21 protein-coding genes and 1 pseudogene are annotated in these 25,137 nt (G+C 59.6%); 17 read left to right on the top strand and 5 right to left on the bottom strand.

The window, feature by feature from the left end; translation table 11 throughout:
- Nucleotides 1–234 precede the first annotated feature (234 nt).
- Nucleotides 235–624, top strand: coding sequence for a helix-turn-helix domain-containing protein (locus RE4_RS29150; RefSeq protein WP_024488277.1), 390 nt, complete (start codon nucleotides 235–237; stop codon nucleotides 622–624).
- A 197-nt stretch (nucleotides 625–821) separates the two neighbouring features.
- On the opposite strand, the gene RE4_RS29145 is transcribed toward RE4_RS29150, so the two are convergent.
- Complete coding sequence (locus RE4_RS29145) at nucleotides 822–1,178, bottom strand: type II toxin-antitoxin system PemK/MazF family toxin (protein WP_003943396.1); 357 nt, start codon at nucleotides 1,176–1,178, stop codon at nucleotides 822–824.
- The gene (locus RE4_RS29140) at nucleotides 1,175–1,387 is read right to left on the bottom strand and encodes a ribbon-helix-helix domain-containing protein (RefSeq protein ID WP_024488278.1); all 213 of its coding nucleotides are present in this window, start codon (nucleotides 1,385–1,387) and stop codon (nucleotides 1,175–1,177) included. Before RE4_RS29140 ends, RE4_RS29145 begins: the two co-directional genes overlap by 4 nt.
- Nucleotides 1,388–2,597: 1,210 nt before the next feature.
- On the opposite strand from RE4_RS29140, the gene RE4_RS29130 reads away from it, so the two are divergent.
- A complete protein-coding gene (locus RE4_RS29130; RefSeq protein WP_060939834.1) occupies nucleotides 2,598–3,632 on the top strand; it encodes an AurF N-oxygenase family protein in 1,035 nt (344 codons plus the stop codon).
- A gap of 315 nt (nucleotides 3,633–3,947) precedes the next feature.
- Here the strand turns inward: RE4_RS29130 and RE4_RS29125 are convergent, their stop codons facing one another.
- Nucleotides 3,948–4,742 carry a hypothetical protein gene (locus RE4_RS29125; RefSeq protein ID WP_024488186.1) on the bottom strand — a complete coding sequence of 265 codons (795 nt, stop codon included), beginning with the start codon at nucleotides 4,740–4,742 and terminating at the stop codon, nucleotides 3,948–3,950.
- Nucleotides 4,743–5,047: 305 nt separating this feature from the next.
- On the opposite strand from RE4_RS29125, the gene RE4_RS31910 reads away from it, so the two are divergent.
- On the top strand, nucleotides 5,048–5,257 hold the full coding sequence (locus RE4_RS31910) for a LuxR C-terminal-related transcriptional regulator (RefSeq protein ID WP_080666680.1): 210 nt from the start codon (nucleotides 5,048–5,050) through the stop codon (nucleotides 5,255–5,257).
- 432 nt (nucleotides 5,258–5,689) lie between these two features.
- Here RE4_RS31910 and RE4_RS29120 read toward each other — a convergent pair whose 3' ends face one another.
- Complete coding sequence (locus tag RE4_RS29120; protein ID WP_024488185.1) at nucleotides 5,690–6,226, bottom strand: hypothetical protein; 537 nt, start codon at nucleotides 6,224–6,226, stop codon at nucleotides 5,690–5,692.
- A gap of 107 nt (nucleotides 6,227–6,333) precedes the next feature.
- Here RE4_RS29120 and RE4_RS29115 point away from each other — a divergent pair, with 107 nt between their 5' ends.
- From RE4_RS29115 to RE4_RS29065, 12 genes are all read left to right on the top strand, one after another.
- On the top strand, nucleotides 6,334–6,816 hold the full coding sequence (locus RE4_RS29115; protein WP_060939833.1) for an SRPBCC family protein: 483 nt from the start codon (nucleotides 6,334–6,336) through the stop codon (nucleotides 6,814–6,816).
- A gap of 877 nt (nucleotides 6,817–7,693) precedes the next feature.
- A complete protein-coding gene (locus tag RE4_RS29110) occupies nucleotides 7,694–8,641 on the top strand; it encodes a phospholipase D family protein (RefSeq protein WP_060939832.1) in 948 nt (315 codons plus the stop codon).
- A 774-nt stretch (nucleotides 8,642–9,415) separates the two neighbouring features.
- Nucleotides 9,416–9,673 carry a hypothetical protein gene (locus tag RE4_RS29105; RefSeq protein ID WP_007733695.1) on the top strand — a complete coding sequence of 86 codons (258 nt, stop codon included), beginning with the start codon at nucleotides 9,416–9,418 and terminating at the stop codon, nucleotides 9,671–9,673.
- 3,722 nt (nucleotides 9,674–13,395) lie between these two features.
- The gene (locus RE4_RS31155) at nucleotides 13,396–13,536 is read left to right on the top strand and encodes a hypothetical protein (protein ID WP_155250640.1); all 141 of its coding nucleotides are present in this window, start codon (nucleotides 13,396–13,398) and stop codon (nucleotides 13,534–13,536) included.
- Nucleotides 13,537–13,970: 434 nt separating this feature from the next.
- The gene (locus RE4_RS29100; protein WP_007733691.1) at nucleotides 13,971–14,753 is read left to right on the top strand and encodes a ParA family protein; all 783 of its coding nucleotides are present in this window, start codon (nucleotides 13,971–13,973) and stop codon (nucleotides 14,751–14,753) included.
- A complete protein-coding gene (locus tag RE4_RS29095; RefSeq protein WP_024488086.1) occupies nucleotides 14,750–15,064 on the top strand; it encodes a hypothetical protein in 315 nt (104 codons plus the stop codon). The genes RE4_RS29100 and RE4_RS29095 overlap by 4 nt, the downstream gene beginning before the upstream one ends.
- Before the next feature lie 630 nt (nucleotides 15,065–15,694).
- Nucleotides 15,695–16,669, top strand: a complete 975-nt coding sequence (locus RE4_RS29090; protein WP_024488085.1) for a DUF2637 domain-containing protein — start codon at nucleotides 15,695–15,697, stop codon at nucleotides 16,667–16,669.
- A gap of 55 nt (nucleotides 16,670–16,724) precedes the next feature.
- Nucleotides 16,725–17,405: a TetR family transcriptional regulator gene (locus tag RE4_RS29085; RefSeq protein ID WP_024488084.1), complete on the top strand. Its 681-nt coding sequence runs from the start codon at nucleotides 16,725–16,727 to the stop codon at nucleotides 17,403–17,405.
- A 453-nt stretch (nucleotides 17,406–17,858) separates the two neighbouring features.
- Entirely contained in the window at nucleotides 17,859–18,095 is a 237-nt protein-coding gene (locus tag RE4_RS29080) for a YlcI/YnfO family protein (RefSeq protein ID WP_024488083.1), read from the top strand.
- Nucleotides 18,095–18,394 carry a type II toxin-antitoxin system PemK/MazF family toxin gene (locus tag RE4_RS29075; RefSeq protein ID WP_024488082.1) on the top strand — a complete coding sequence of 100 codons (300 nt, stop codon included), beginning with the start codon at nucleotides 18,095–18,097 and terminating at the stop codon, nucleotides 18,392–18,394. The genes RE4_RS29080 and RE4_RS29075 overlap by 1 nt, the downstream gene beginning before the upstream one ends.
- Before the next feature lie 28 nt (nucleotides 18,395–18,422).
- Nucleotides 18,423–20,273 (top strand): hypothetical protein, encoded by a 1,851-nt coding sequence (locus RE4_RS29070; protein ID WP_060939831.1) that lies wholly within the window; start codon nucleotides 18,423–18,425, stop codon nucleotides 20,271–20,273.
- Nucleotides 20,273–21,070, top strand: a complete 798-nt coding sequence (locus RE4_RS29065; RefSeq protein WP_007733683.1) for a hypothetical protein — start codon at nucleotides 20,273–20,275, stop codon at nucleotides 21,068–21,070. The genes RE4_RS29070 and RE4_RS29065 overlap by 1 nt, the downstream gene beginning before the upstream one ends.
- Before the next feature lie 128 nt (nucleotides 21,071–21,198).
- On the opposite strand, the gene RE4_RS29060 is transcribed toward RE4_RS29065, so the two are convergent.
- Nucleotides 21,199–22,269 carry a PDDEXK nuclease domain-containing protein gene (locus tag RE4_RS29060; protein ID WP_024488188.1) on the bottom strand — a complete coding sequence of 357 codons (1,071 nt, stop codon included), beginning with the start codon at nucleotides 22,267–22,269 and terminating at the stop codon, nucleotides 21,199–21,201.
- A gap of 298 nt (nucleotides 22,270–22,567) precedes the next feature.
- Between RE4_RS29060 and RE4_RS29055 the strand changes: the two genes are divergently transcribed.
- Nucleotides 22,568–24,520, top strand: a complete 1,953-nt coding sequence (locus RE4_RS29055; protein ID WP_099698471.1) for a cutinase family protein — start codon at nucleotides 22,568–22,570, stop codon at nucleotides 24,518–24,520.
- A gap of 291 nt (nucleotides 24,521–24,811) precedes the next feature.
- Nucleotides 24,812–25,132 (top strand): annotated as a pseudogene (locus RE4_RS29050) ((2Fe-2S)-binding protein); the annotation flags it as partial.
- Nucleotides 25,133–25,137: the final 5 nt, after the last annotated feature.

Raw genomic sequence — 25,137 nt, 5'->3', positions numbered from 1 at the left:
TACCGAGTCAGAGGCCAGCGCCGTACCTGTGGACGCGATGACCGCTGAGTGTCCATCGCGGCATCGGCGTAGGAGCAGCATCCTGAGTCGGTCTCGGAACGACTCGACTAGCCACCGAGCTTTTCGCACCATCACGACAGAAGTACTGTCGTCAAAACTCACGCCCCCCGGGAGAATTCAGTAAGCAGCGCCACACCGATATCGAGTCCACGAATCCATGAAAAAATTCAGGCCATGCGGACAGGATTCGGAGTGTGGATTCGTGATCAGATCGATGCTCGGGGCTACGAGAGCACCGAGGAGGCTGCCCGGGCGCTAGGGGTGTATCCATCGTTGCTGCGTCATTGGGCAACGATCGTGCGATCGCCGTCCCCGCAAGTTCTTCGGCAAGTCGCAGTGTTGTTCAATGCGCCCATACAAGACGTGCTGATCGCCGCCGGCTACATGACCGAAGAAGAGAACCGCCCTCTCTCCCCGACCAGGATGTCGCTGCAACAAATGTCGAACAAGCAAATCCTCGACGAGATACGCCGCCGCACAGTAGGAGACACCGGAGAACCCCCTATTCCAGTGCGAGTGAACGGAGTACTTCACACCCCAGACGGATGGACCAGCACACCTTAGGCGTTCCGCACCTCGGTTCGTTCGCTGTATCGAGACCAATTGCTAGCAAGCCGAGTCGTCCTGCCGCTCGTCGGACGCACACTCACTGCCGCGCTGGCAAGGGAAGCAAGCAGCGAGTGGGCAGAGCAGACCACGTAGGGTCTTCGGCAACCGCACCCCGACGATCGAGGCGATCACCCGGTCCCAACAGCACCAAATTACTGCAGATCGAGGTGCAGCCGCAGCGCGTCCTCGAGTGCGGCGAAAGTCTCCATCCCGACCTTGCCGACAGGTTCAGGATCCAGACGCCGAACCGATACCGAACGCACTTGCTCCGCTTGCGCTTTCGACGCTCGCGCCAAACCTGACTCGTCGGACTCGACAATCACCTGAAACGGAAACACGTGCGCGGTATTGGTAGTCAACGGAACCACGGTGATCACGCCCCTGCCGAGATTTTCTGCAGTAGCGTTGGCCCGGTCGTTGCTCACCACCACCGCCGGTCGTCGTTTCGCCGCTTCACTGCCCTGCGCGGGATCGAGATCCACCCAGTGAATGTGCGCGCGGCGAATCATTCGGTGTCTGCCGTGACAGCGTCCCACACTTCATCTACGTCACCTTCAGCAAACGCTGCGGCGTAGTCACGTTCGAGTCCGGACGTCGAGAGTAGGCGGAGTGCGACTCGAATTCCTGCCGACCGGCCACGAAGTCCGTGATCACGCACATACTCGTCGAGTAGGTGCGCATCCTCGTCAGGGATACTTATGGTGAATTTCGTGGTCATACTTTAAGCGTACCAAAGTATGATCTGGTGGCCACCGCGAAAACGGCTACACCGCCTCACCAGTAAGAAAGAGCCCATTCAAAGGAAGCAACCACCCCGACGCGCCTCCGAACCTCGTAGCCACCCGGAGATGCCGTCCTGATTTGATGTACCTTCACGGTCAACAACCCTGCGATCTGGACGAGCACCGTCGACATCATTCAGGAGTGGTCACCCAGGACCAGATCGCTGGCGTTTCGGTGATAGCGATCCGCGACTGCGCTAGCGAGGTGGCAGAAGTTGATCCAGAAGAACCTTGGCACCGGTAAGCGACAACGCTCGATTAGCCCGACGCAACTCACGTAACGCGGCCAAAGGTTGCTCCGAAGCAAAAATTCCCTCTGCCGCCAGTACGTCTACAGCCCAACGCGTTCCGGCTTGGACCGCTTCATGCTTGAAGGCTACCGCCCATTTTCCGGGAGCGCCTGACGCATACTCCGCCCTTGCAGACTCGGCGCTCAACAAGTCTCAGCCGACCGACGGCACTTCGGTGATGGCGTCGGCGGTGACGAGCATGTCGATCTCGACGAGGCTGGTTCCGCCGGCATCGGTGGCGCGCACAGTTACCCCTGCCAGAGCCATTGGTCGTCGTGCATTTCCGCCCAGAATTTCAATTTAGATAGCGACTTCCATCGAAACTGGTTGTTACACAGTCACTTAAGAAAGAGAACTGACACAACTTGAAAGTTACCGGTGAGATACTTCCACTGTTACCGATCGCCATCCGAGCAAAAAACCACGGGCCATCGGATCCCCGCCGCATACCGAAAGACGTGCAGGCCAATCCACATGGTCAACTGTCTGCGCCGGATGTCGTCGCGGTGCAGGGACGCGAGTTCGGCGAGGTGAGTTCCGACCCGATCAAGCGGGGACACCGACCGTGACGAGATCGCGAGAACCTCGTCCTGCACCCACCCCACCGTATAGGTCGGCGGATGCACACAACGGCCCAACGTGCCACCGTCGACCACGTCCAGCACCCTCGCCTCGACAGCAGACCCACACCACCATCAAATGCCGAGAGCTGCGTGCATGGTGCGATATTGAGCGTCCCCTTTCGCCCTTCCGGACTTACCCGTGGACGTGCAGACTCATACAGTTACTGTGGACGCGTAGTCACACTTAGTTTACTGTGGGCACATCTGAGATAGATGCCACAAAGGAGCCCGAAATGCAGTTCCTAACACTTCGCCGCACGCGGCGTAACGCGCCATCTGTCCGCTTAACTCCGGGGCGCAATACCTTCGACGAACGTCGCGATTACCACGACACTCTGCGCACACTGTCCGAGGCATCCTCTACGGGGCTCCACTTCGAGGCGTTCAAAGACATCGCCTGGAATTCGCCCGAGTTCGCCGCCCCCGCGGACGACCCGAGATGGACACTCCCCGCGGTCGACCCCTTGTCCCACACCGACTGGTACCGCGCGCTGTCAACCCAGGAACAACGGCGGGTTGCCCGGATTCGGCTCGCGTCTATAACAAAGACCGGCTCCCAGTTCGAGCAACTGCTCCTTCTCGGCGGTACTCAGTTCTTGATGGGCCTGGCGAACGAGAACCCCGAATTTCGCTACTTCATGCACGAACTCACCGAAGAGACACACCACATCCAGATGTTTCAGGAGTTCACCAACCGGGTGGCTCCGGAGGTCCACGGTGCCCCAACGTGGCTTGTCAAGGCCTTCCCCCTGGTCGGTTCGCTGGGATCGCTGTGGCCCAGTTTCTTCTTTCAGATCATCCTCGCTGGAGAGGAGCCGATCGATCACATCCAGAAGAGCATCATGCGCGGCGGTGGCATTCACCCGCTCACCGACCGCATCATGCAGATCCATCTCGCCGAGGAAGCACGTCACATCGGGTTCGCCCATGCATGGTTGCGCCATCACGCTCCGCGCATGAGCCGATTCAACCGCCTCGCACTCGGCCTCACCACGCCTGTAGTCATGCGCATAGGGTTTTGGTCCATCGTCGTCCCGAGCCGGCAGGACGCGACGTTGCTGGGTATCCCCCGCAATGTTCTGCGCGAGACCTATTCGATGCGCAACCCCGATTTCCGGCGACTCCTTGCAGAGTCCTGCGCAGACGTCCGGAGCCTCGCCGACGCCAACGGAATGCGCACCCGGTTCACCCTCTGGTCCTGGCGGCTTACCGGAACCGACGGCCGGCTGTCGCGTTACCGCAACGAGCCGTCGAGGGCCGCGGCTTGACGATCTGCAACCCGCGACGCAGCTGCCCCTCTCCCACTTCGACAGACAGCTGCGTTACCCACTCACCGCGGTCGAGGCAATGGCGCACAGATATCAGCGCGCCAACCACAGGCCCACACCCGAATCGCCCCATCGAATTGTAGGAAGCGGATCCATCGAGGCCGAACCGGCGACATCAGTCCAGCATTTCCAATGCCGTAGCGGATTCGATTTTTCTACTGCAAGTTTCGGTACAACGTACTGCGAGCGACGTTCAGCACTTCCGTGATTCGGTCATGGATACGCCTCGCCCTTCATCTTGGTCCGGCAACAGAGTCACAGGCCGACTGCGCCGAGGAGAGCTTCTCCTGGATCGACGACTGCCACTACGGCCGCGACGAACAGCAGCGTCATCGCAATGGTCATCACAGCACCGAGCGATCCGAGGGCGAGGAACATCCGACGGTGGGCACCGTTTGTCGTGTCCGACGGTCTGTAGCGTCGGACGGCGATGACGGTTCCGGTTGCGACTACAGCGATCACCACGGCGGTAGCGACAATCGCCGCCCAGTTGTAGTGCTCGACCTGTGTGAGCAACTCGAGCAGTGGCGGTCTGGAGTCTCCGCTCTGCACACCGTTCTCGATCAGAGACTGCGCTGTCTGCCCGTCCGCGTTGTCAGCGGAGAGCATCGGAAGCAGCGCGATTACGGGTGCGGCCGTCGACTGGATGTTGAGCACAGCCACAAACACCGAAAACAATGACAGCACAGTCGTAGTGGTCGCCGCGACCACGCAACCGACGCCGGCCGTCAGAGATCGTCGCCACAGAGTCGCCGCGAGCAGGCACAGAACCGTGGTCAGCAGCACCGAGATGACGATCTTGATCACGTGCCACTCGAACCAGTAGTCCACCATCTCCGCCAAGCCTCGAGGATAGGTGCGGACTCCGCTACCCCAGTAGTCGACCAAGCTGCGGCCGAGCAGCTCACTCATGACGGATTGATCCTGGAACTGCGGATAGCGTCCGCGTAACAACGCGGCCGGACCCAGAACGAACGCGGCCACCAATGCCGCTCCGGCGCATGACAACGCAACGATCGACCAGCGGCTTCGGTTGACGGACGTACTCATTGACGACTCCCTTCCGAGAGAGAGTCAATCAGCAGGTACTCGACTGCACATCCATCTGCAGTACTACATCTGACGAACGAGGTACCAGGTCAGGATTCGATGCTCTATCGCCGTCCGCGCCGGACTCTGGCAATCATCGCGCACGGCCAGGATCAACCCTGCACCCGTGATGAAGTCGGATTCGGCAACCCCATATCTGCAGCGACCGCGTTGTTGTGCACCGTTTTTGCCTCCACGTCCTCACTGGACGCAAATCGTGAGTCGCTCCCGCCGCGCCATCCATACCGTCGCAGGAGGCGACCGTGATGCGATTAAGTAAGCGCCAAGAACAGATCATCGAACGGGTCGCCGAAGGCTATTCCGGAAAAGTAATAGCACGCTTACTCGAAATTTCACCCAAAACCGTGAGTCCCACCTTCACGCGTAATCGATCGAACGGTCTGCAGGAATGCAGTTTTGAAGCGATCAGCGCTTATCGCGAACATCGAGTTGACCGCCACCGAGCGGGACACTGAAAGCGTCCCGACACTCGGAACTCGCCCGTCAATCGTTCCGTCACAGCCGCGGCCGACCATTTCTACCGAGCACTGGGCCACAAAGTTCCGAGAGTCACAGCGTCGATTAGGATCGATTCGTCGGCCGACTACGATCTTAATCTCAACAGGGTCAGCTCATCACTACTGGTGAGATGATGCATGACCGTGGATGGGCAGTAAGGCACTGAAGTTCTCGGTGAAGCACTAGAAGGTGATCTGGGATTTTCACTGCTGCGGCGAAACACTACGAGAGATCGGGCGGGTCCTCGGCCAAACGATCATGTGTTCTGTGAATCTTCCTGCTCAGGCAGCGACCTGTGCCGAGGGGACGGTTACGCGAACAGTACGCCACAGCCACACCCGCATAACCCTCTTAGGGCGGGTGTGGCTGTGGCGCAACTACATTCCGGGTCAGGGAGTGACGGTGATGCCGGGCGTGGAATTGAACTTGAGCGCCCCGGTCATCTTCGCTGTTCCGGCTCCTGCTGCCGGGCATGATGCGCTTCCCGCGTTGGAGGTGAAGTTCACCGTTCCGGTGTTGTTGGCGGTGACGGTATGTGTTGTGTTGCTGTAGGGCACGGGGCCGGCAGTGCTGGCGGTGACGTCGATGACGCAGATACCAGCGACTACGTGAGCTCCACCGGTGGGGATTTTGATACTTCCCATCGGTGATCCACTGTCGGCGTTGACGTTCAGAGCCCAGGAACCCGACGTGGTGATCGTTGCCGGCACACCTTCGAGGTCACATCCGGACAGTCCCACGCTCGCGATGTTGATGTTGATGCCGCCCGTTCCGGAGTTCACGTTACCGGGCGCTGCAGGGGTGGTTCCGGTTCCGCTGACGCTGGTGCAGTACAACTCGAGACCGCCAGTTGTCACGAAACTAAGCCCACTGCTGGTGGCCGTCACCGGAGTGGCTGTGGCCGGGCTGATCGTGGTGGACAGCATCCGACATCTCCGCGCATCACCCCGCCTCGCCGACCGAAGCCGATGAATGCACCCACCGAACGAGAGAAACCTCGCCGACCGATCGGCGGTATGGCAGCATTCGCCACATGACTAGCGAACGGATCGAAGTACAGCGCACCATCCGTGCCGACCCCGCATCAATCTTCGCGGTCCTCTGCGACCCTCAGGGGCACGTCGCCATCGACGGATCCGGAATGCTGATGAGCGCAGACGGCGAACTCGTGACCGCGACCGGCGACGAATTCGTAGTCCACATGGATCGCGAAGCTCTGGGCGACCTACCCATGGGACAGTACGACGTCACAGTGAAGATCAAAACCTTTGTCCCACAACGCGAAATAGCATGGACCATCCTCGGAACTGTCCGGCCTCCAATCGGGCACGTCTACGGATATCGGATCGAGCCGGCCGACGACGGCCACAGTTCCCTCGTGACCTCGTACTACGACTGGTCTGATATCGGCCCCACCTGGCGGCAAGCAGGAATCTTTCCCGTCATCGCCGAAGGATCTCTCAAAGCCACGCTCGGCATCCTTGCACGCACCGTAGCCAGAGGTTATCCGCGCTGACCCCGCCCGAAAGCCCAGTATCGGGGCCGTGATACTCCCCTTCTGCGAGCGCGCAACCACCACCGTGACAATCGCAGCACTGATCGCCGGTTGCCATCACAACCCCATGGACCTATCTCAACGGAATCTTCTTCCCCACACCGCCTCCAGTCAGTGCAATGTCCTACGTTGCACTCACAACCATCACGCCGGGCCCTACCGCCTGTTATCTGATGGGGCGCCGAAGCCACGCTGACGCATCCCAGCCGCCACCTCACCTGAACTCGCGACAAGAGGCTGCCAAAGAGTGGTAGACGAACCTCCACGGCAAGCCAACACGCCGGCTTCCCCGTCACGAAGCACGGGTCCACCAGCTCATGAAGACCACGCCGCCCGGTCTACACCAGGATGTCGAGAAGTTATCTGCGCGTTCACTTTTCGAGCACTGATCACGAATCGACTCGGCCCGCCAGCGACACTACATCAGTCACCCGGTATCCACTTGGCGAGCGCCTACCATCTCAGGCCTATACGCCCCTCCAGTCATGGGCCCGCACGATCCACCACGCCCTCACCCCCGTGGGATCGCGTACCGCGGTAAATTTCCCGGTGCACTGAGCGGGGCGTTGCTCGAACAAGCATCAGACCCTTCCCACCCGTCCGGCGCCATCACTGCCACCGTCCCGTATCGAAATCGCACACCGAATCGACAGCGCTGCAGTCACACTAGGGGATAGCGCCGTCTGACCCTGCGGGGGTGATCGCCACAACACTCTTCGACCTCCACGATTGATCAGAGATATCCGGAAGTTTCTTTGCTCCGGAGATGACGCAGAACAACGGCAGCTTTCACTCAGGCGCCAGTAATCCGGACCGATTCGCGCTACCGTTCTAGGCTATGGGGACCAGCTTCCACGGACCGAACCCGTGGCCACACATCACTCGCGCGATCCGCACGCGAGGCCCACGCTATGCCGCTGTCCCCTATCTCGGACACCTTGCGCCCGAACTACTTCCACTTCGCAGTGGAGACCTTCTGATCGTCAATGCTTGTACCGCGGCGATCCGCGCCCACGCCACTTCACCTGCCGTTCTTGCGCACTACCTCAGCAAGGGCGTTCGCATCCTGTCGTCGTCAACACTGCACGCCAAGGTCATCGTGACGAACCAACGAGCTGTAATCGGCTCGCCGAATGCTTCCGAAAATTCCACATTCACCCATGAAGCGGTCGTCATTTCCGATGACCCCCAAGTGGTTGCCGACAGTCGCGCGTTCATCAACAATATCGACGAAACCACTGCTGTAGACCAAATATTCATCGACAACGCCGCGCGCGAATGGGCGATCGGGCGTGCCGTACCCATACCTGGCATCACTGGCCGAATGCAGAACCTTGACAACGACTTTCCTCTTGCTCCGACCAACCGAGTATTTATCAGGCAAGTCAGCGACCACGAAACCCGTCCCTCCGTGCGCATCGCGCCTGTGAAACAGACCTCAACGAAGCATCTTTCGGTCAATCCGAGCGTGAGATATCGACTCGAAACACTCAGACTCGGAAAACCAAGCAGCATGGCACGTGGGGACGTCGTCATCCGCGTCTCCACGGACAACGAATTGTTATTGCCACCCGCTGTCGTGATATCCAACCAGGATCGAATACCGGATTCCCCCAGTCATTTTCAGTTCTTTCTCCGCGTTCGCAACGACCTGCTACCGCTTCCTGTGGCAGACACCGAGAGGTATCTCGTCGAGGTCGGGCACCCCAGCGCACAACTGCGGTCCAACCACTACGTTCGCTCGCTCAGTCTTCGGGCCGAACTGTTGGCGTTGTGGAACCTTTGAGTCCTGAGAAACGAATGTTGACGGAATGCGAAGCATTCCTTCGAGTGCGCGAACAGCACACCGTCAATACGTCGATCCGAGCAATGTACTCACGGAAGTCGAACGACGCACGACTCTAATGTTCGAATCCGGTGAACGAAATCCTCTGCGCAACTGCGATAAAGAGCATTCCGCGTGACAATATACGCGGATCGACCTCCCCCAACCGAAGTCCCTCACGATTCGCAGGCGAACACGAAGGCACAAACCCTCCCCGCTGGAAACCTACGTTCGGCAGCTGACAGGTTAAGGTGCCTTTCCGAATCTTTCAGGTGCTCCTCTCGACACGTGACCCGAACCATCGAGCTCGCAGACGCACCATCGACTGTCCACAGACCCCCGTCTCCATCCATCTCCAGGACACACGGCAGCAGCCTGCGGAAGCGCCGTCCAACACGCGGGTTACATAACCCCTCCCCCGCGTTCAGTCGCACATGAACCTCCCCGGCGTCTGACAGCATGAGAGCCAAGCATCTCCATCCGCTCCCGAAGAATCCAACCCGATTCCGACGCTAGACCCATCATCGAACCGCCGACCGCCAACGCACCCAAACTCCACCTTCAGCGAAGCCGCAGAGGTGGTCCGTCAAGCCCCTCCCTGGTCGGGCCGGCGGCGGCCTGTGAGGCGGGCCGCCGCAAAATCCCTCAGAACTCCATGGCAACATCAACCACACGCGACACACCGAACAAGCGCGCCTACCCGTATCAGTTACAGATTGGTTCTAGTCTTTCCTCATGGCACAGCACAACAAGGGACCTCGCGGACACATCGCGACTCGTGCTCCCCTCAAGCAGCACAAGGTGTACGAGGATCGGGCCGCCGAACTCGGAATCCCTGCTGGGGATTACTCGGTGCTCATACTGGCCATCACCCATGGACTGGACATACCGGACTACATCATCGACAAACTGCATCCGGACCAGCTGAGACTGCTTGAGGTCGAGGCCGCTGGATCACTGCGCCGCATCGAGCAGCTTGCGGTCGGCGCATGAACTACCCCTAGACAGCGAACAACCCCCAGGGCTTGGCGGCATCGGGGGCTGTCCGTTTATGCGGTTGTGAGAGCTTCCCAGCTCCCTGACCACCACTAACCCAGTGAAGGAAGAGGCGGTGACCACCACTACCTCGAAAGGAAGAGGCGGTGCTTACTCGATGATATCGCAGAAACGCAATTCCGCCATACTCGCGGACGTATTCGCGGTGTCATTTTTGGCACGTCCAGATCACATTTCGGCTTTCGCGGCGCTCGGATCACACTTCTGCGTCCCGAATGTCCCATCCGAGCAAGCCAGCACCGTGCCCATAGTGGTACCGATGTGCGGCCGCCGGATCGAACAGACCTTCCGAACAACCGCGGCCGTGACGCGCGTACAGCGGATCCGCAGACAGGGAGGCCGCCCCTAGCCGACAACGAACGAAGTGCCCCGATACCTAACTAAACAGCGCAGACCTCTTGAAAAGCACAAAGGCCCCCGAAGGGGGTGATTGGGAGCGGACCGCATCGCGGCGAAATAAGGACTGGCAGGTCCTTGACGTCGACTGAGAACTGGCAGGTTCTCCGACATCTGTTCTCGAACATTCTCGAGAGGTGAGCTTCGAAAGTTAGCGCTTTCTCTGCTCGTACTGCATCCCCCTGGAAGGGACTTACCTATGGCAGGTATGTCTCAGGGTAGCGCATACCCTGAATACAGCCCAACTCATTCCATATCACCAACCTTCGGCGTGTCGCGCATCGGCACCCAATCCGCTGTTCCTCAATCGACAGAAGTCGACGAATGGCAAGCGGCAGTCGACGATGCTCTCTCACGTATCGCGCGCCTCGAATCCGCTACACGGCAACTCAATGAGTCCACTTACCAGCGTGGACGCTCTTGGTCCCTACCTGTCGAACCAACGGAACAAGCACGCGTTCCAGTGTGGACATCTCGCAGGGAATGGCTCCGCCAATTCCGACATCACACCACCAGCCCTGCCGGCAAGGCGTTGTGCGCGCGCAACCTGATCAAGCCCGACAAGGCTTACGCAGTGGCACAAGCTCACGCACATTTCGCCGAATCCCACACCGGCCGCGGGGTCTCCGCAGCGAAATCAACGATCGCTGCCCGGGCCAAAGTCAGCGAATCCTCTGTCAATCGCGCCAGGCGAGTGCTCATCGCGCTGGGAATGGGCATCGAACACGTCCGGGGACGGAACCTCAAAACCCTGGAATTTCTGGCTGCTGAAGCCCATCACGGGGGTCAACAACACCGCGCTGCATCGACATGGTCACTGTCATCCCCTCGAACAATCGTGGCAACGACACCTCACCGCAAACTCGCCAAGACGCGACCGTCTCGCGCCTCTGAAAGAGCAACCCGCCACAGAGCTCACAACTCTCTGAGGCCCGACGTCAATCGCGTCTATCAGCCCCACAGCAGTCGACCAGGGCCGATAGGAACTGACACCCTATCTAGTGTTGGTTTTTTATCTTTTGAAGTTCTTCCGTTAGGAAGAACTCACCAACGCGCGCACGCGCGAGCCCAGCTCACAACAAAGAAACGAAGCACTTCTCGGATCACACCGCGGCCTCTGGCACTTCAGAGGACTGCAGCCGAACTCGTCAACCATGCGCCGGCTCTCAGACCGACCGGACATATCGGAGCGATCTGTGATCTTCTCCGCGATGTCAAGATCGATACGACGCGATGGACAGGACGTGACATCGCACAGACGCTTTCCCGAGACACAGCAGACCGGGGGTGGATCTGGCCAACAAGATCAAGCCTGATCTCACCGTTGGCATACCTCAGACGCAGACTCGATGGGATCGACTGGACCGGAGAATCGCCCAGTGAACAGCGTAAATCGGCCGACCTGGCGCGAAAGAGGGAACAAGAATTGCTTGAAAGCTCACATGTTCAACGTACGAAAATGGCAGCGAACCCGGAGCACCGCGCCAAGATCCTAGCCAGCATTCGGGCACACCTGACATGCAAGCAGCAGCATTGAGGCTTTACTGGCCCCAATCCGGCCAAGCATTACACGTCCGAAAAACACGCCTCACGATGATCGACAAGCGTTGCCGAGAAGTGTGGCGATCCGTGGCACAGCACCCTGATCGCCACAGGTGTAAATACTCATGGCGACGTTGATCGGGACACAAAGAACCCGGAGGACAACATTTTGGTCTAATACGCGGAGCTCCACAGCCATTTTCGGAGACCTGACCCCGCCCGAGCCAGTCAATGGCGGGCTGCCGGTCCGCTTCTCTGCGCTTGAAGAACGCCGCGCTGGTACGGGTTCAACGTCCGAGAGGGGTTGAAACGACAGCCGCTTCCTCCAATGCAGACGCGTCCGTAGGTATTCGGATCGTCTATCGGTCTATCTCTTCGAGACATGTACCTGACTGAGCATCTTTATTTGCACAGGTAAACGGCTTTTTGTGCAGAGAAGCATGGTGCGATCACTGCGTGTGACGCATGCTTTGCGAGGCATCCTGGTCGCGCATGCAATGCGTGCGTTGCAAGGCATGCATTGCATGTATGGCAGCGCTGTTGCGTGAAACGGTGGGCCACCTTGCGTCGTTCGTAGCCGTCGGCACGGCAGCGCCGGCATCGTGCACGGGATACTTGTAGACGGGAAGCTGTCTCCATCCCCTCCCCCACTCGGTCGAGAAGTGCGTGTGTTTCGGCGTTGCGATTCATGCGTCGCTGTATTCGAAATGTGCCCACCCACTCGAAAGTTCTGCTCGCAAAGGGGCGAAATCAAGCCTGACGGAACTGATTCTTCCCACCCCGTCCCCAAGCCTAATTTCGTCACTGTGACGTAAAGTTAGTGCCTGCTCGGACTCGCTTCGGTCAGTCCGTCGCGGCCGAACTTCGACTGATCCGGATCTCCACACGTCCCTTCCCTCACACGTGCGGGTTCACACCGCGACCGACCTTTCGCGCAGAATTTTCGTTTCACCGCGGGCCCCCGCTGTGTCCTGAGATGATTCCGCAATGTTGTTCGTGAGTTAGATGAGCACCCCGACTGGCAGTCAGTCGGCTGTATCTCTCAATAGAATTGGAACCCCCTCCCCTCGATCAGTGCGGTTGTTCGTCCCACGCATGTCTCAGTTTTTTCACCATCCGTGCGGTTCACGTGAGTCCTTCCTTCTGCCTGGATGTTCGGACCCTGATGGAATGAAATATGTTCTGGCCTTCAAAGGGGTACAGGGTTCTATTGAAGTGCCCCCCGGTGCGAACATCAGAAAGTTTCTGAAGTGGCAGGCTGTCTTGCCCGCCTCGCACGGTTGGCGCGTTCCCCGCAAGGGCGGTGCATTGGCGGATGGCTGGGCAGGACCGCTCGCGACGGTTGAGGAATTTGTTCTGTGCGCACAGCGGAGATTGCTGAACCCCATATTTCCGCCTTTAGTCAGTTGGCTGCCCAATAGCGTCCCTTCGACTTCCTTGACAATCTGATCGAGACGGACTGTCACACGTTTCGATTCGTGTCTGGAACGCCTCGCTATCGGGTGATCGTGGCAGCCAAGCTGCTCTTGGTCGGTCGACCTTTTGCAACGGTGTGTGACACTCACGGCAGATGTTTTTCGATTCGTTCGATGGCAATGAGTGCATTGACCTGCTATTTTGCGCGTCCACGCAATGCGTGGTCTGTATGCACGGCATGCATTGCATGCAGAAGTGAAAGACCTGCGATGCATGCAAGGCATGTCCTGCTAGCAGCGCATGGCATGCGTGCAATCCTTGCATACCGCGTCATGCGTGCTCTGCGAGCGCTGCAAGCGTTGTACGGTTTGCATGCAGAGCAGCGCGTGCGTGCGGAGGTAGCACCGCGAGCGATGCGTGCAGTGCACGCCATGCGTTGTGTGTGATCAGTGCTTGGCGCGCGAGGTACGCATTGCGTGCAAAGCATGCGGAGTTTGCTAGCGAGGCATGGATAGCGTGTCGCGCATGACGTGCATAGGGTGCGATGAACGCGTCATGAGCATGGCACGCGTTGAACGCAAGGGTTGCACTTGATGCAATTCGTGCATGACACGCGCAGTGTGCGAGGCTTGTACGTCACGCATGACATGCGTGTTATGCTACGCGCGCACGTAATGCACAGTGTGCGTGTTTAGCGAGTGAAGCAGACTTAGCGCGCAATGCATGCAGTGCTTGGATTGCTCGTCACGCACAGTCTGCATGCAGCCCACGTACAGCGTGGATTGCGCACACAGCAAGCAATGCACAAATTGCATGCAGCGCGTGGTTTACACGCAATGCACGCCTCGCAAATGTCAACGCCCTCGATGAAAGGTCCGCAATGCAGCCACGCAAAATCGCACTCGGCAACCAGAAGGGTGGCGTAGGCAAGACGGCCTCCACTCTCGGGCTTGCCAGCGCCATCACCGCGGTCGGCGGAAAAGTACTTGTCGTCGACATGGACCAACAGGGCAATACGACCGGCGGCCTTGGCGTCACTCTCGAAGAGGGCATGATGACGGCCTACCACCTCATGAACCAGACCAGAGAAGGCATTGCAGCCGAGGCGATCATTGCCACCCCATGGGATGGCGTCGACCTCATTCCCGCAGACGAAGAGCTCGGCAAAATCGAGTCGGACGGGTCGAATGACCTGGTGTTTCGCCTAGACGTTGCGTTCGAAGGGCTCGACCTTTCTCCTTATGACGCCGTGCTTTTCGACTGCCCTCCCAATATGGGCAAGGTGCTGTTCGCGGTTCTTATTGCAGCAGATGGCGTTGTCGCCATCACTGAACCGACAATCGACAGCGTCGGTGGCGTTCAGAAGCTCGAAGAGACAATCGACACCGTTCGTAAACGGGCGAATCCGAAGCTGGAATTCGACAAGATCGTGATCAGTCGTAAACGGTCTACCGGCGAACATGAGTTCAGAGAGAGCGAGCTACGGGAAACCTACGGCTCACTCGTCGCCAAGACATCGATCCCGGAACTCGCGGCCCGCCAGGACGCGCACTCGAATCGCACTCCGATTCACCAGTTCAAGGGTGGGAAAGCATTGACGCTGCAACTTGCCTACAGTGACTTGCTCGCTGAGTTGCCCATCGTGATCGGAGCCCCGGCATGAGCGTGAAGCGGGAACCTGCCATTCGTAAGACGCATCCGGCTGAACTCATCCCGGAACGTCCGCCCAGGGGAGATGCGACCCCCGCGGCACCTGCAGCTACGCCATCATCGCCTTCAGCGGATTTCAGTGCCCGCAAAGATGAGGAGGAGAAGCTGTCGATGACCCACAACACGCGCATCAAACCTTCGACGAAGGATCGCCTCCGGCGTGGCGTCGACAAATTGCGGTACGAGACTGGCGATCGCGAAATCAGCGAGGCATCGATGACCGAGGCCGCGCTGGACGAATACTTGAAGGCCAGAGGACTATAAGAGACACGCATGCATGGCATGCACTGCGTGCACGCATGATGGATTGTCTCAATTCTTGATTGTGGAGTTCGGCCCCCGGGCGAGGGCATCTTGTGTTTCGGCTGGAAGACCTAATTAGAGGCGCCTGGCACGACAGCCGAGTAGGCATATGTGGGGGACATTCCAAGGACCTCGATATTGAGAACGGCTGTCGGGTGCGGGCGGGAGGTGAACCGCCGGGGCGGGAAGTCCTTGCTGCGCGCGCAATGCCATGTCCCTCTCATCTGCTGACTGCCCGTTCTGTAGAACTTAGAAGCCTTGGCAGCGCAAAGCCTGGAGCAAATTGCGTGAACAATCCGTTGCAGTCACGCAATTCTCACGCAAAATTGCAGACCACCCCACGTCACTCTGAGATCAACAGGCACGCAGCTGGAACGACATCCCCGACGTGCTTTGAGTGCGACGCAAAAAACATCAGTCGACTCTCGGATACGTCCGCTAGAAATCGCTGTCAACCCTCAACGCACGCAAAACGGACGAAACGCAGGAGTACAACCAGAAGAAATCTTCCGAAACCAGGAGGAGTCCCGCCGGCGGCAACCAGCGGGACTCCAGACCGAGAACACCCCTTGTAGGAAGGAAAACCCGATCATGGGTGATTTTAGTCTGCGCGCAGCGCGGATCCAGCTTGGAGCACTGATCGCCGCACTTCTCATCGCGATTTTCATCGCAATCGGGATCACCGCAGGCGCATTTGTCCTCTCCTTCGCGGTCCAACGGGACCTCGCGCGCCAAGGAACCATCCCCGAAAACCTCGCATGGATCTTTCCCGTCATCGTTGACAGTGCAATCTTCGGATCCACCGTCGCCATCGTCATTCTGAGCAAACTGAAGATGCATCGACGCGACAAGTACTTCTACGTTGCTGTTGCTGTTGCGGTGGTCGCGATCAGCATCCTCGGGAACGCCTACCATGCGTTCCACTCCGCAACAGTTGCGCAACAGGCCGTTGCGGCAGGTCAGAGTATCGGCTACACGCCTCTCGACCCGGCCGTTGCTGCCATGATCGCGGTCATTCCGCCGGTGCTCGTACTCGCCTTCACGCACGGTCTGGGAATCCTGATCAAAGCAACGGGTATTGCATATTCCGACTACAAGATCGAGATCGACAATGCTGCCGCAGGTGTGGGTACGGTTGCTACGCAAAGCGTCGTCATGCGCAACGAAACAGCCGTAGGAGCCCAGCCTTCTTTAGGCGTCGCAGAAACGCATGACGCGCCGGAAAGCGCTCCACATCCGAGCCCCTCCGAACAAACGGGGTCCTCAGTGGACCCGGAACCGTCGAACGCAGAGGCGGTGGCGCACGCCGAACTCGAATGGTTCATTGCCACATCGGACCTGCCCGACGCTGTCAAGGACACCGCACGACGCAAGCTTGCAGACCCGACTCTCACCTGGGAGCTGATCGCCCAGACGTCCAACCCTCCCGTTGCAACATCGACCTCGTGGCGCCGATACGAAAAGTTCGATACCGCGGCCCGAGCAGCTGGCTTCGACAACCCGCCGCTCATCGACATGCGAGCCTCCGATGTTCACTTCACCGACCAACTCGTCACTACAACGTGAGCAGCGCCGCAACCCGCCAACGCCAAGGTTCCCGAGCGCCAGGAATTGCATCATCATGGAGGGATTGACCACAGCAGAGTCCCCACAGACTGCAGGTAAGGAACCCGCATTGACCGACCCAGACGACCGACACCACTTGATCGTTCCGCCCGAACCGCGCCAGCGACCCCGACAACAGCGAGCACACGAGACGAAGGCCAAGATCCTCAAGGCAGCTGCACGCTCATTCTCGATCGATGGGTACGCCGCTACCTCCATGAACGACATCGTTGCGGAGGCTGCCTCCACGAAAGGAGCCGTGTACTTCCACTTCGACTCCAAGGAAACGATCGCGCGAGAACTCATCAACCACTGGTTGACCGCGCTCGGCGGAATCCGACAATCAACCGACGAATCAGAAATACCAGCGATCGAGAAGTTGGCTGCATTCTTCAACGGTTCAGCGGCGCTTATAGCCGACGATGCCCTGGCCCGAGCCGGCCTCAGGCTCACCACAGAAGCAGGTCTCGATACCGCCCCACCCGCGTTCCGTGAGTGGGTGGAACTCGTCAGCCGACTCGTCGATACTGCGATCGCAGACGGACAGCTTCCCGCCTCTGCCGCCCAGCGCCTGGCCGCGAATCTGTGCGCGGGATTTATCGGCGCAGTTCAAGTCATACAGGTACTGGGCGACCCTGGAGATTTCACTTCACGCATCGACGACTTAGTGAACGCGTATTTGATTTCAGATGCGTAGTCCGCGCGCTGGCGAGGTCGTGAGTAGGGGAGAGGGGACCGGACTCAATCCTCGCGGTGACGTCGCCAACCGTGTGCACGGTGTACTGCTAATTCCTCGACGGTAGCGAGGCAGTCGCGTCGTCGAGAGGAGTGACAAAGTGCCTGACATCGAGAGCCGAATCCCCGAAGTTGCTTTGTCTCATAGCGAATATTTCAGCGATCCGAGCCGTACCGACGTGGAGACGTCACCATCGATGGGACCGTCACATCGATGGGACCGTCACTGAGACTGAAGAACACCAGATAGAGATCGACCCGATGAAGACAGCGGAAACCGTGTGCGTGGGGAAGGTGTGCCGCGTCGGGGCCGCGGAGCACTTCATCGGCCCTTGCCTCCCGTTGAAATGATCGGTTCCAGAACTCGCACGCGATGGTGGTACCAAAACGAATCCCACTTCGGTACCATCAGCATATGAGCACGCAGATCGCGGTACGACTACCGGACGAGATCGTGGAATTTCTCGACGACGAAGTCAGGGAACATCGCGCAGCCTCGCGAGCCTCACTAGTGTTGCGCGCTCTCGAACGTGAGCGTCGCCGTCAGATAGCCGCACGAGACGCGGAGATCCTCTCGGCCGCAACATCCGAACATGATCTGAGCCCCCTCGCTCACCACACCGTGAAACGACAGCCAACAGGCTCGACCTGATGCGACCAATTCATGAAGCCAGCCTCGACACAGTTCGTCCGGTCCTCGTACTCACCCGAGAAATGGTCCGTCCACACCTCGGGACCGTCACGGTAGCGCCCATCACCGGCGAGATCCGAGGACTGTCCACTGAGGTGTCCGTCAGCGCCGCTAACGGACTATCCGCCGACGCGGTGGTCAGTTGCGACCACATCACGACCATTCCCGTCAGTGCACTCGGCAACATCATCGGTTATCTTCTTCCAGCGCAAGAGGAATCACTGTCCATAGCCGTGCGCGCCGCCTTCGATCTCGAATGATGACGACAGTGAACGGAAAGGATGAAACATGGCGCTGAAGAAAGGGGAGCAGTTCACGCTATTCGAGCTCGAAACACCAGAATCCGCTACTCGTTCGGACGAAGTTCCCGAACCCGATCAGCCTTCTCTGTTCGACGTTGACGACACCGCTTGCCTCGAAACGGATTCCGGGGTTGCGGAGCACCCCCGGACCGACGACATCGTCGCCCCTCCGGATGAGCGCTCCAACGAAATGGAAACGGAACCCACCCAGGCGTCCGAACTCGACGCAACGGAACCGGCCGCCCTTCCTCCCGCCAGCGAGGCAGCAGACGGCCACGCCGTCATTGTCACAGCAGCCGGCACCTACACACCATCCGGTCACACACTCACCGGCCCAGTCGATTCCATCGAAAAACTCGACAAACTCATCAGATGGGCAACGCTCACCCCGCTGGGCGCACCGGCACAGATCTGGATAGTCGGAATCGAAGCCTGCGAAATGCTCGGATGGATCATCGACCCAGGCAGCGAAGACGATGTCGACGACATGGAAATCCTCCGCACTCGCGCTGCCGAAGAACTCACCGCGATCCTCCACGCCACGCTGACCCCCATGCTGACCGCAGGATGGGAACTGCGCGGAGAACCCGGCCACGTCGTTCACCTCTCCCGCACCACCGGGAACTTCACATCCATGGTCGACATCTTCATCGAACCCTATGTATGGACCTACTGGAACAAAGACTTCGGATGGGGCAATCGCGTGGGAGACATGGGGATCCTCGGATCACCCACCGCCGGAACCTACCTCCCCGACGACGACCTCCCCGCTGCCCGCGAACTGGGACGCCGACTCGCCTGGTGCGCACAACACCTCGGCGTACTACCCGGCCCCACCCCAGCACGCACCGGCGCCGCCATCGTCGACAAGATCAAACGCGACCGCACCCGCAGCGGTAAAGGAATCGTCGTCACCGTCGGTGGACCGGTCCCACCGCTGGACGGCGAACCCCGCGGAGATCTCGAACCTGCAGTCGGATGGACCCGCATCCCGGGCCTCGAAGAACTCTCCGACACAACACAACTGGTATCGATAGACCAACGAGCGGCATACCTCGCTTCCGCTGGCATGCTCGAATTCGGCTACGGAAAACCCCGACATCTTCGCGGCGAGAACGCGCTCGACGCTGCGCGGCAATCGAAAACCCCGTTCGGACTCTGGCGTGTAACCCTCCCACCCGGCGACATGCTGGCACTCCCACCCGCTCTACCATTGCCTCACCCACACATGCTCGCCGACCAACCCGTGCAGACCTGGATCACCACCGTCAGCCTCGACGCACTGCAAACGTCCATCGCCGATGGCGGAATCGGCGCAGAACTCGACGACCTCGACATCACCGAAGCATGGGTCTACCCCGAACAAGGTCGAGCCCTCGACAAATGGGCCAAGATCCTCCGCGAAGCCCGCAAAATCGCCGTCGACACAGGCGACACGGCAATGAAACGGTTCATCGGCGCCTGCTACAAGGGTTACATCGGCCGAATGGTCAACCCCGACATGTGGACCGCCAAACAAATGCAACATCACCACCAACCGCTCTGGCGAGCCGCGATCATCGCACACTGCCGCTGGCGAGGCCGCCGCGTCGCGATGCGCATCGCACGCGAAACCGGGCGTTGGCCACTGCGCACCGTCACCGACTCCTGGGTCTATCCCCTGCCCCCGGGCGTCGACATCGCAGACGACAGTGACGCACTCGGGAAAATGACTCTGGAAAAGAGCGCCCCGCTCACCGAGGACATCACCGTCATGCTGACCGACGCCCGCGACACCCACGAGATCAACCTCGCACTCAAAGCTGCGTTCACCGACGAAGATGAAGGAAACATATAGTGGCCCTGCATCTTCCGAAACCGCGATCAACCAAACCCGCACAGAAAACCGTCGGCTTGGACGGACTCAACGTATCCGTCTCGACAGCAGCAACCAGCGGTATCGAAAAATCCAAATCAGTCAAAAGTGGGGGATTGGCCGGACTCACCAGCAAAGTCTCCGTACGCCAGATCCGTACCGAAATCGGCAAAGAAGGCCTACGGCAAGCAGCTGTCGACGCCGGAAGAAAGCCCCCCTCAGACCGAACACTGCGCCGCTGGGCGCAGCAAGGACGAATCCCACACCCCGACGTCACCGAACGCGCACAACGACGAGCCGCCATCGAACGCCTCGGCGGAATCGACGCAGTCGCAAAGAAAATCGGCCGTTCACGCTCTGCAGTCTCTCGCTACCGCTCCGGGGAAACGAACGAATTACGTGCGGACGCGAAAAAGAAACTCAAAAACGTCAAAGCACGCGACATCATGGACCGCGCCGGCGTCCTACGACCCGACGGACAACCCAAAAAGGCCACCATCCGAGTCCGCGGGGGAGTGTCCGTCCGCAACGGTTCCGAAGAAGGTTACGACTATCGAGTGCGTACCCTCGACTTCGCGAACTCCGACAGCCCCTTCAGTCTCGACGAAACACGAGAACTCGCCATGGCTTTGGCCAACGACGATCATGCCCGAGTGGTTGCCATCCTCGAACGTCACGCCACGATGGATTACCCTGAAAACAAGGGATTCGACCAGTACGGCGACACTTTCGGATTTCACTTCGATTCCATCGAATCCGTCCACATCGACTGGACATAGAACTGCCCTGCTCCTCGACGCACCGGGCGGGACCAGGCATCGCGTTCGCAGATCCTCGTGCGAAACACCGGTAGCGATCGCGGCACCAGAGGATATGTCGGCCAGGTTCGAAAATCGAATGGCGCCTCTCAGCCGGAGTTGTCAGGTTTGACGGGCAGTTGGGAGTCGAGTTCGGAGACAGTGGCTTCCACAGCTGCCGCGATCTCGTCGTCGGTAGGGACGAGATCGCGAACCTGGGAGGGGAGAGTCTCATAGGTGTAGTCGGCTACGGCGAGGGGTGCAGTTGTCCCGGCAAGTGAATACCGGACGACGTTGTCGTTGCGGCCGGCGCAGAGCAAGATTCCCACAGTCGGGGCGTGGATGTCCTTGTTGCGGAGGTTGTCGTCGATCCACGAAACATAGAAGCCGAGCTTCCCGACATACTCCGGCTCAAACCTGCCTACCTTCAACTCGACGACGACGAACCTCGCTTGCACCCAGTTGAAGAACAGCAAGTCGATATAGAAATCCTGATCACCGACCTCGAAATGGTACTGACGTCCAACAAAAGCGAACCCGTGTCCCAGTTCGAGGAGGAACTGCTCCAGCCGACGCATCAGCGCGGACTCCAGCTCCCGCTCCGCGACACGTTCGGTGATGTCGAGAAAATCGAAGACGTACGGGTCACGCACCAATTGCTGAGCGAGATCGGAATCCTCGGCCGGAAGATGGTCCTGAAAATTCGACGGTGCCGCACCGATCCTGCACCGTAAACCGCTGTTGATCTGATTTTGCAGCACATTGCGCGACCACCCGTGTTCAACAGCCGTTGATGCATACCAGTCGCGGTCCGACTGGTTATCCAGCTTGTCGAGCAATACCGTCACATGACCCCACGGCAATTGGCCAACAGGTTGTTGGCCAATTGCATCGCGCCCCCAGATGCTCGCCATCTGCCGCATGTACTTCAGATTGGTCCGTGACAACCCACGCATGTCGGGAAAGGCCGATCGAAGATCGACGGCGAGCCTGTCGATCACCTTTGAACCCCAGCCCTCGGCCTCTTGACGCTGCACGATCGCGTGCCCTATGTCCCAATACAGGCTGAGCAGTTCGGTGTTGACGATTCGGGTGGCGCGAACTCGCGCTTGCCGAACTTGCGACTTGAGATGGTCGAGAAGCTGGGCGTAGTCGGCGGGCAGTTCGGCTGGAGCATTCACCCATCCATCTTTACCCAGCGCTGCTGGGAACGCCCACCGGACATGCCTCCACTGGACACCTCAGCCCGCAGGAACGGCGACTCGGGCGTGCGCGCTAGACGCAGGATCACCCGGCCCTCGCACAGCTCAGTTCTTCACAGGGCGCATTGATCGGAGTGAATACGTCCAGCACCATAGCGGCCCTCACCTGAAATCGGGCGCGTCAGGCCTGTCCGCGCGCGGACAGGTACATCGTGTTTGCTGGTAGAGAAAGGTTCTCATGCCGTTCCTAGGTTCGACCATCCACCGTCCGGTATGCATGCTGATGACGGCAACAGTCGTCGCAGCCTCCATCGCTTTGATGTCGCCGGGCATTGCGTCCGCCCAATCAAACGGATGCTCGAAGACTTTCAACCTGTTCATCCCCGGAACCTGGGAAACCGCAGAAGACGCCGATCCCTCGATCGCGGTCGGTATGCTCAAACCGATCGCCCACAGCATCGCGGACACGAACGGTAGCGCGGCACAGGTCCACACTCTGCCGTACATGGCCCGAGCCTTCGACAACGGAAAAACCTACGCAGACAGCAAATCTGATGGTTTGACGAGGGCGAAGGACGTGATCGCCGAGATCGCAACGAAATGCTCCGACACCAAATTCACCATCACCGGCTATTCCCAGGGCGCGGACATCGCAGGTGATCTTGCCTCTGAAATCGGCAACGGCTCCGGCCCCATCAAGGCAGAGCAAGTCCTCGCGGTCGGGCTTCTCGCCGACCCCGGTTCCGGAACGAACGGCGAAGCAGTCATCGGCCCGAAGCCGTCAGGAAAGGGGATCGCCGATCCGCGGCCGCAGGGCATGGGGAAGCTCTCGGGCCGGGTCGCGTCGATCTGCGATCCGAAGGACCTCTACTGCTCGATCCAAAAAGGTTCGAGCCCGCTGCTCGGATCGCTGGGTTCAGTGCTCACCAAAGCTCCGAGTGCTGGGGTTGACGGCCAGGTAGGCGACAATTCACACCTGGCCACCGCGCTGGCGTCGGATTTCTCCCAAGCCGACCTTCCCAGCCTCGCCACAGCCACTGGCAATCTGACCAGTGAACTCTCGAAGGCGGACGGCACAGTCGACCTCGAGAAGGTCGCCTCCAGCGCGAGAACGCTGGCGAACACCATCAGTCCGCTCGCGGAACTACTCGGCTCCGGTGCCGCCAATCCTGCGGCGAACGGGCAGCTCGCTGCAGCTCCCGCCGGAACAGCCGAAAATAATGCCGGCCACGTTCTAGACAAGGCCGGAGAATCTGATCTCAGCAGTGCGCTCACGACAGTGACCGCGATCGCCGACACCGCGAGCACGCTCGCCAGCAAGGGCTCCACGACGCTGTCGGCTTCATCTCCGGACCTGACCTCCTTGTCGACCGCTGCTGGCACCCTCGACAGTCAGATCGCCCCGCTCGCCACGACACCGAGTGACGTCCTCGGATCTGCCTCCGGAGTCCTCTCCTTACTCAAACCCACAGTGTTCGTCAACCAAGTCCTGGGCGTCGCCACCGGCTTCACCTCCCTGGATATGCCTGCGATCCTGGCGAACCTGAACCTTCTTCCGCAGAAGGTCGCCGCGCTCGACGCCCACGGTGCCCACAAGGTCGCAGGGGATCTGAACAACCAGTTCTCCCCATTGGTGAAGATGGCCGCGGGTATCGATCTGAAATGGGTCTCACAGATTCTGTCGGCAATCCCGGATCCGTCCGGCTACTCAAAGGTCGCGGCGCTCGTCGCGTCGATCCTGGGAGGAGTCGACATCATCAACCTGGCAAACCTCGTCGGCCGGGTGCAGGAAATCGCTTGGGCCGCAGTCGAGAAGCTGCTCCCACCGCCAGGACAGCTCCCCGACCCGCTCGGGGCCGGAGCTGCCATGACCGGACTCGTCCCAGTCGGACTCGAACTCGCCACGGTCGCGGTCAACATGCTCGCCGGCAAAGCTACGAAGACTGATCCGACATTGCTCGGCAAGCAGGCCTCGACGGCCGCGACCACCGATTCCGCTCAGACACAGAATCTGGAACTCTCAGCACTGGCTAATTCGTTGACCGCCATGGCCAGTGCACAAGGCGCCAACGACCTTGCATCCTTAATAGGGGAGGGGCTCGACGCAGCGTCCTTCTTCGCCTCCGGGGCACACCAGAACTACAACTCTCTCGTCGTCGACAACGCTGGCCGCAACGCGATCCAGTGGATCTCGGACTGGCTCAATCTGCAGATCGGACGCGCAGCATGAGCCGGTAACCCGCCCTCACTCCGACATTTCGAAGAAAAGAATCTAACGATCGACCCCTCCTGGAGGGGCGGGGCGGGCCCGCGTGGTCAGTCCCCACCGCCGATCGAACCCACCTCCCCAATATGACGAAGTAGCACATGTCCCAGATGGGGGAGATCGCGATACTGCCGAAGCGGGTGAGGTGTAGCGGCGGTGTGTACGAGTGCGATCTAGTCGCGATCTTGCAAACGCCGCCTCGTCAGATCGTGGCGCAACCCGTTTGAGTAATCCGGAGCTGGGTAGGTGCTCGTCATGGAGTCTTCGCGAATCGATGCCGAGATCACGTTGATGGTAGACGGCAGCAGCCGCACCCTGACGGTCGACACTCGAACCACGCTGCTCGACGCGCTGCGGGATCGCCTCGGCGTGACGTCCCCGAAGAAGGGTTGTGACCACGGGCAGTGCGGATCGTGCACGATCCTCCTCGACGGGCGGCGCGCCGTTACGTGTTTGACGTTCGCAGTGGCACAGGACGGCGCACAGATCACCACGGCAAACGGTTTGGCGGGCCACGACGGTCTGCATGCCGTACAACAAGCCTTTCTCGACCAGGATGCGCTCCAGTGCGGGTACTGATT

The organism is Rhodococcus erythropolis NBRC 15567 (genome assembly GCF_001552595.1).
Taxonomy (GTDB): Bacteria; Actinomycetota; Actinomycetes; order Mycobacteriales; family Mycobacteriaceae; genus Rhodococcus_F; species Rhodococcus_F erythropolis.
This window is presented reverse-complemented; position numbering and strand designations above follow the sequence as displayed.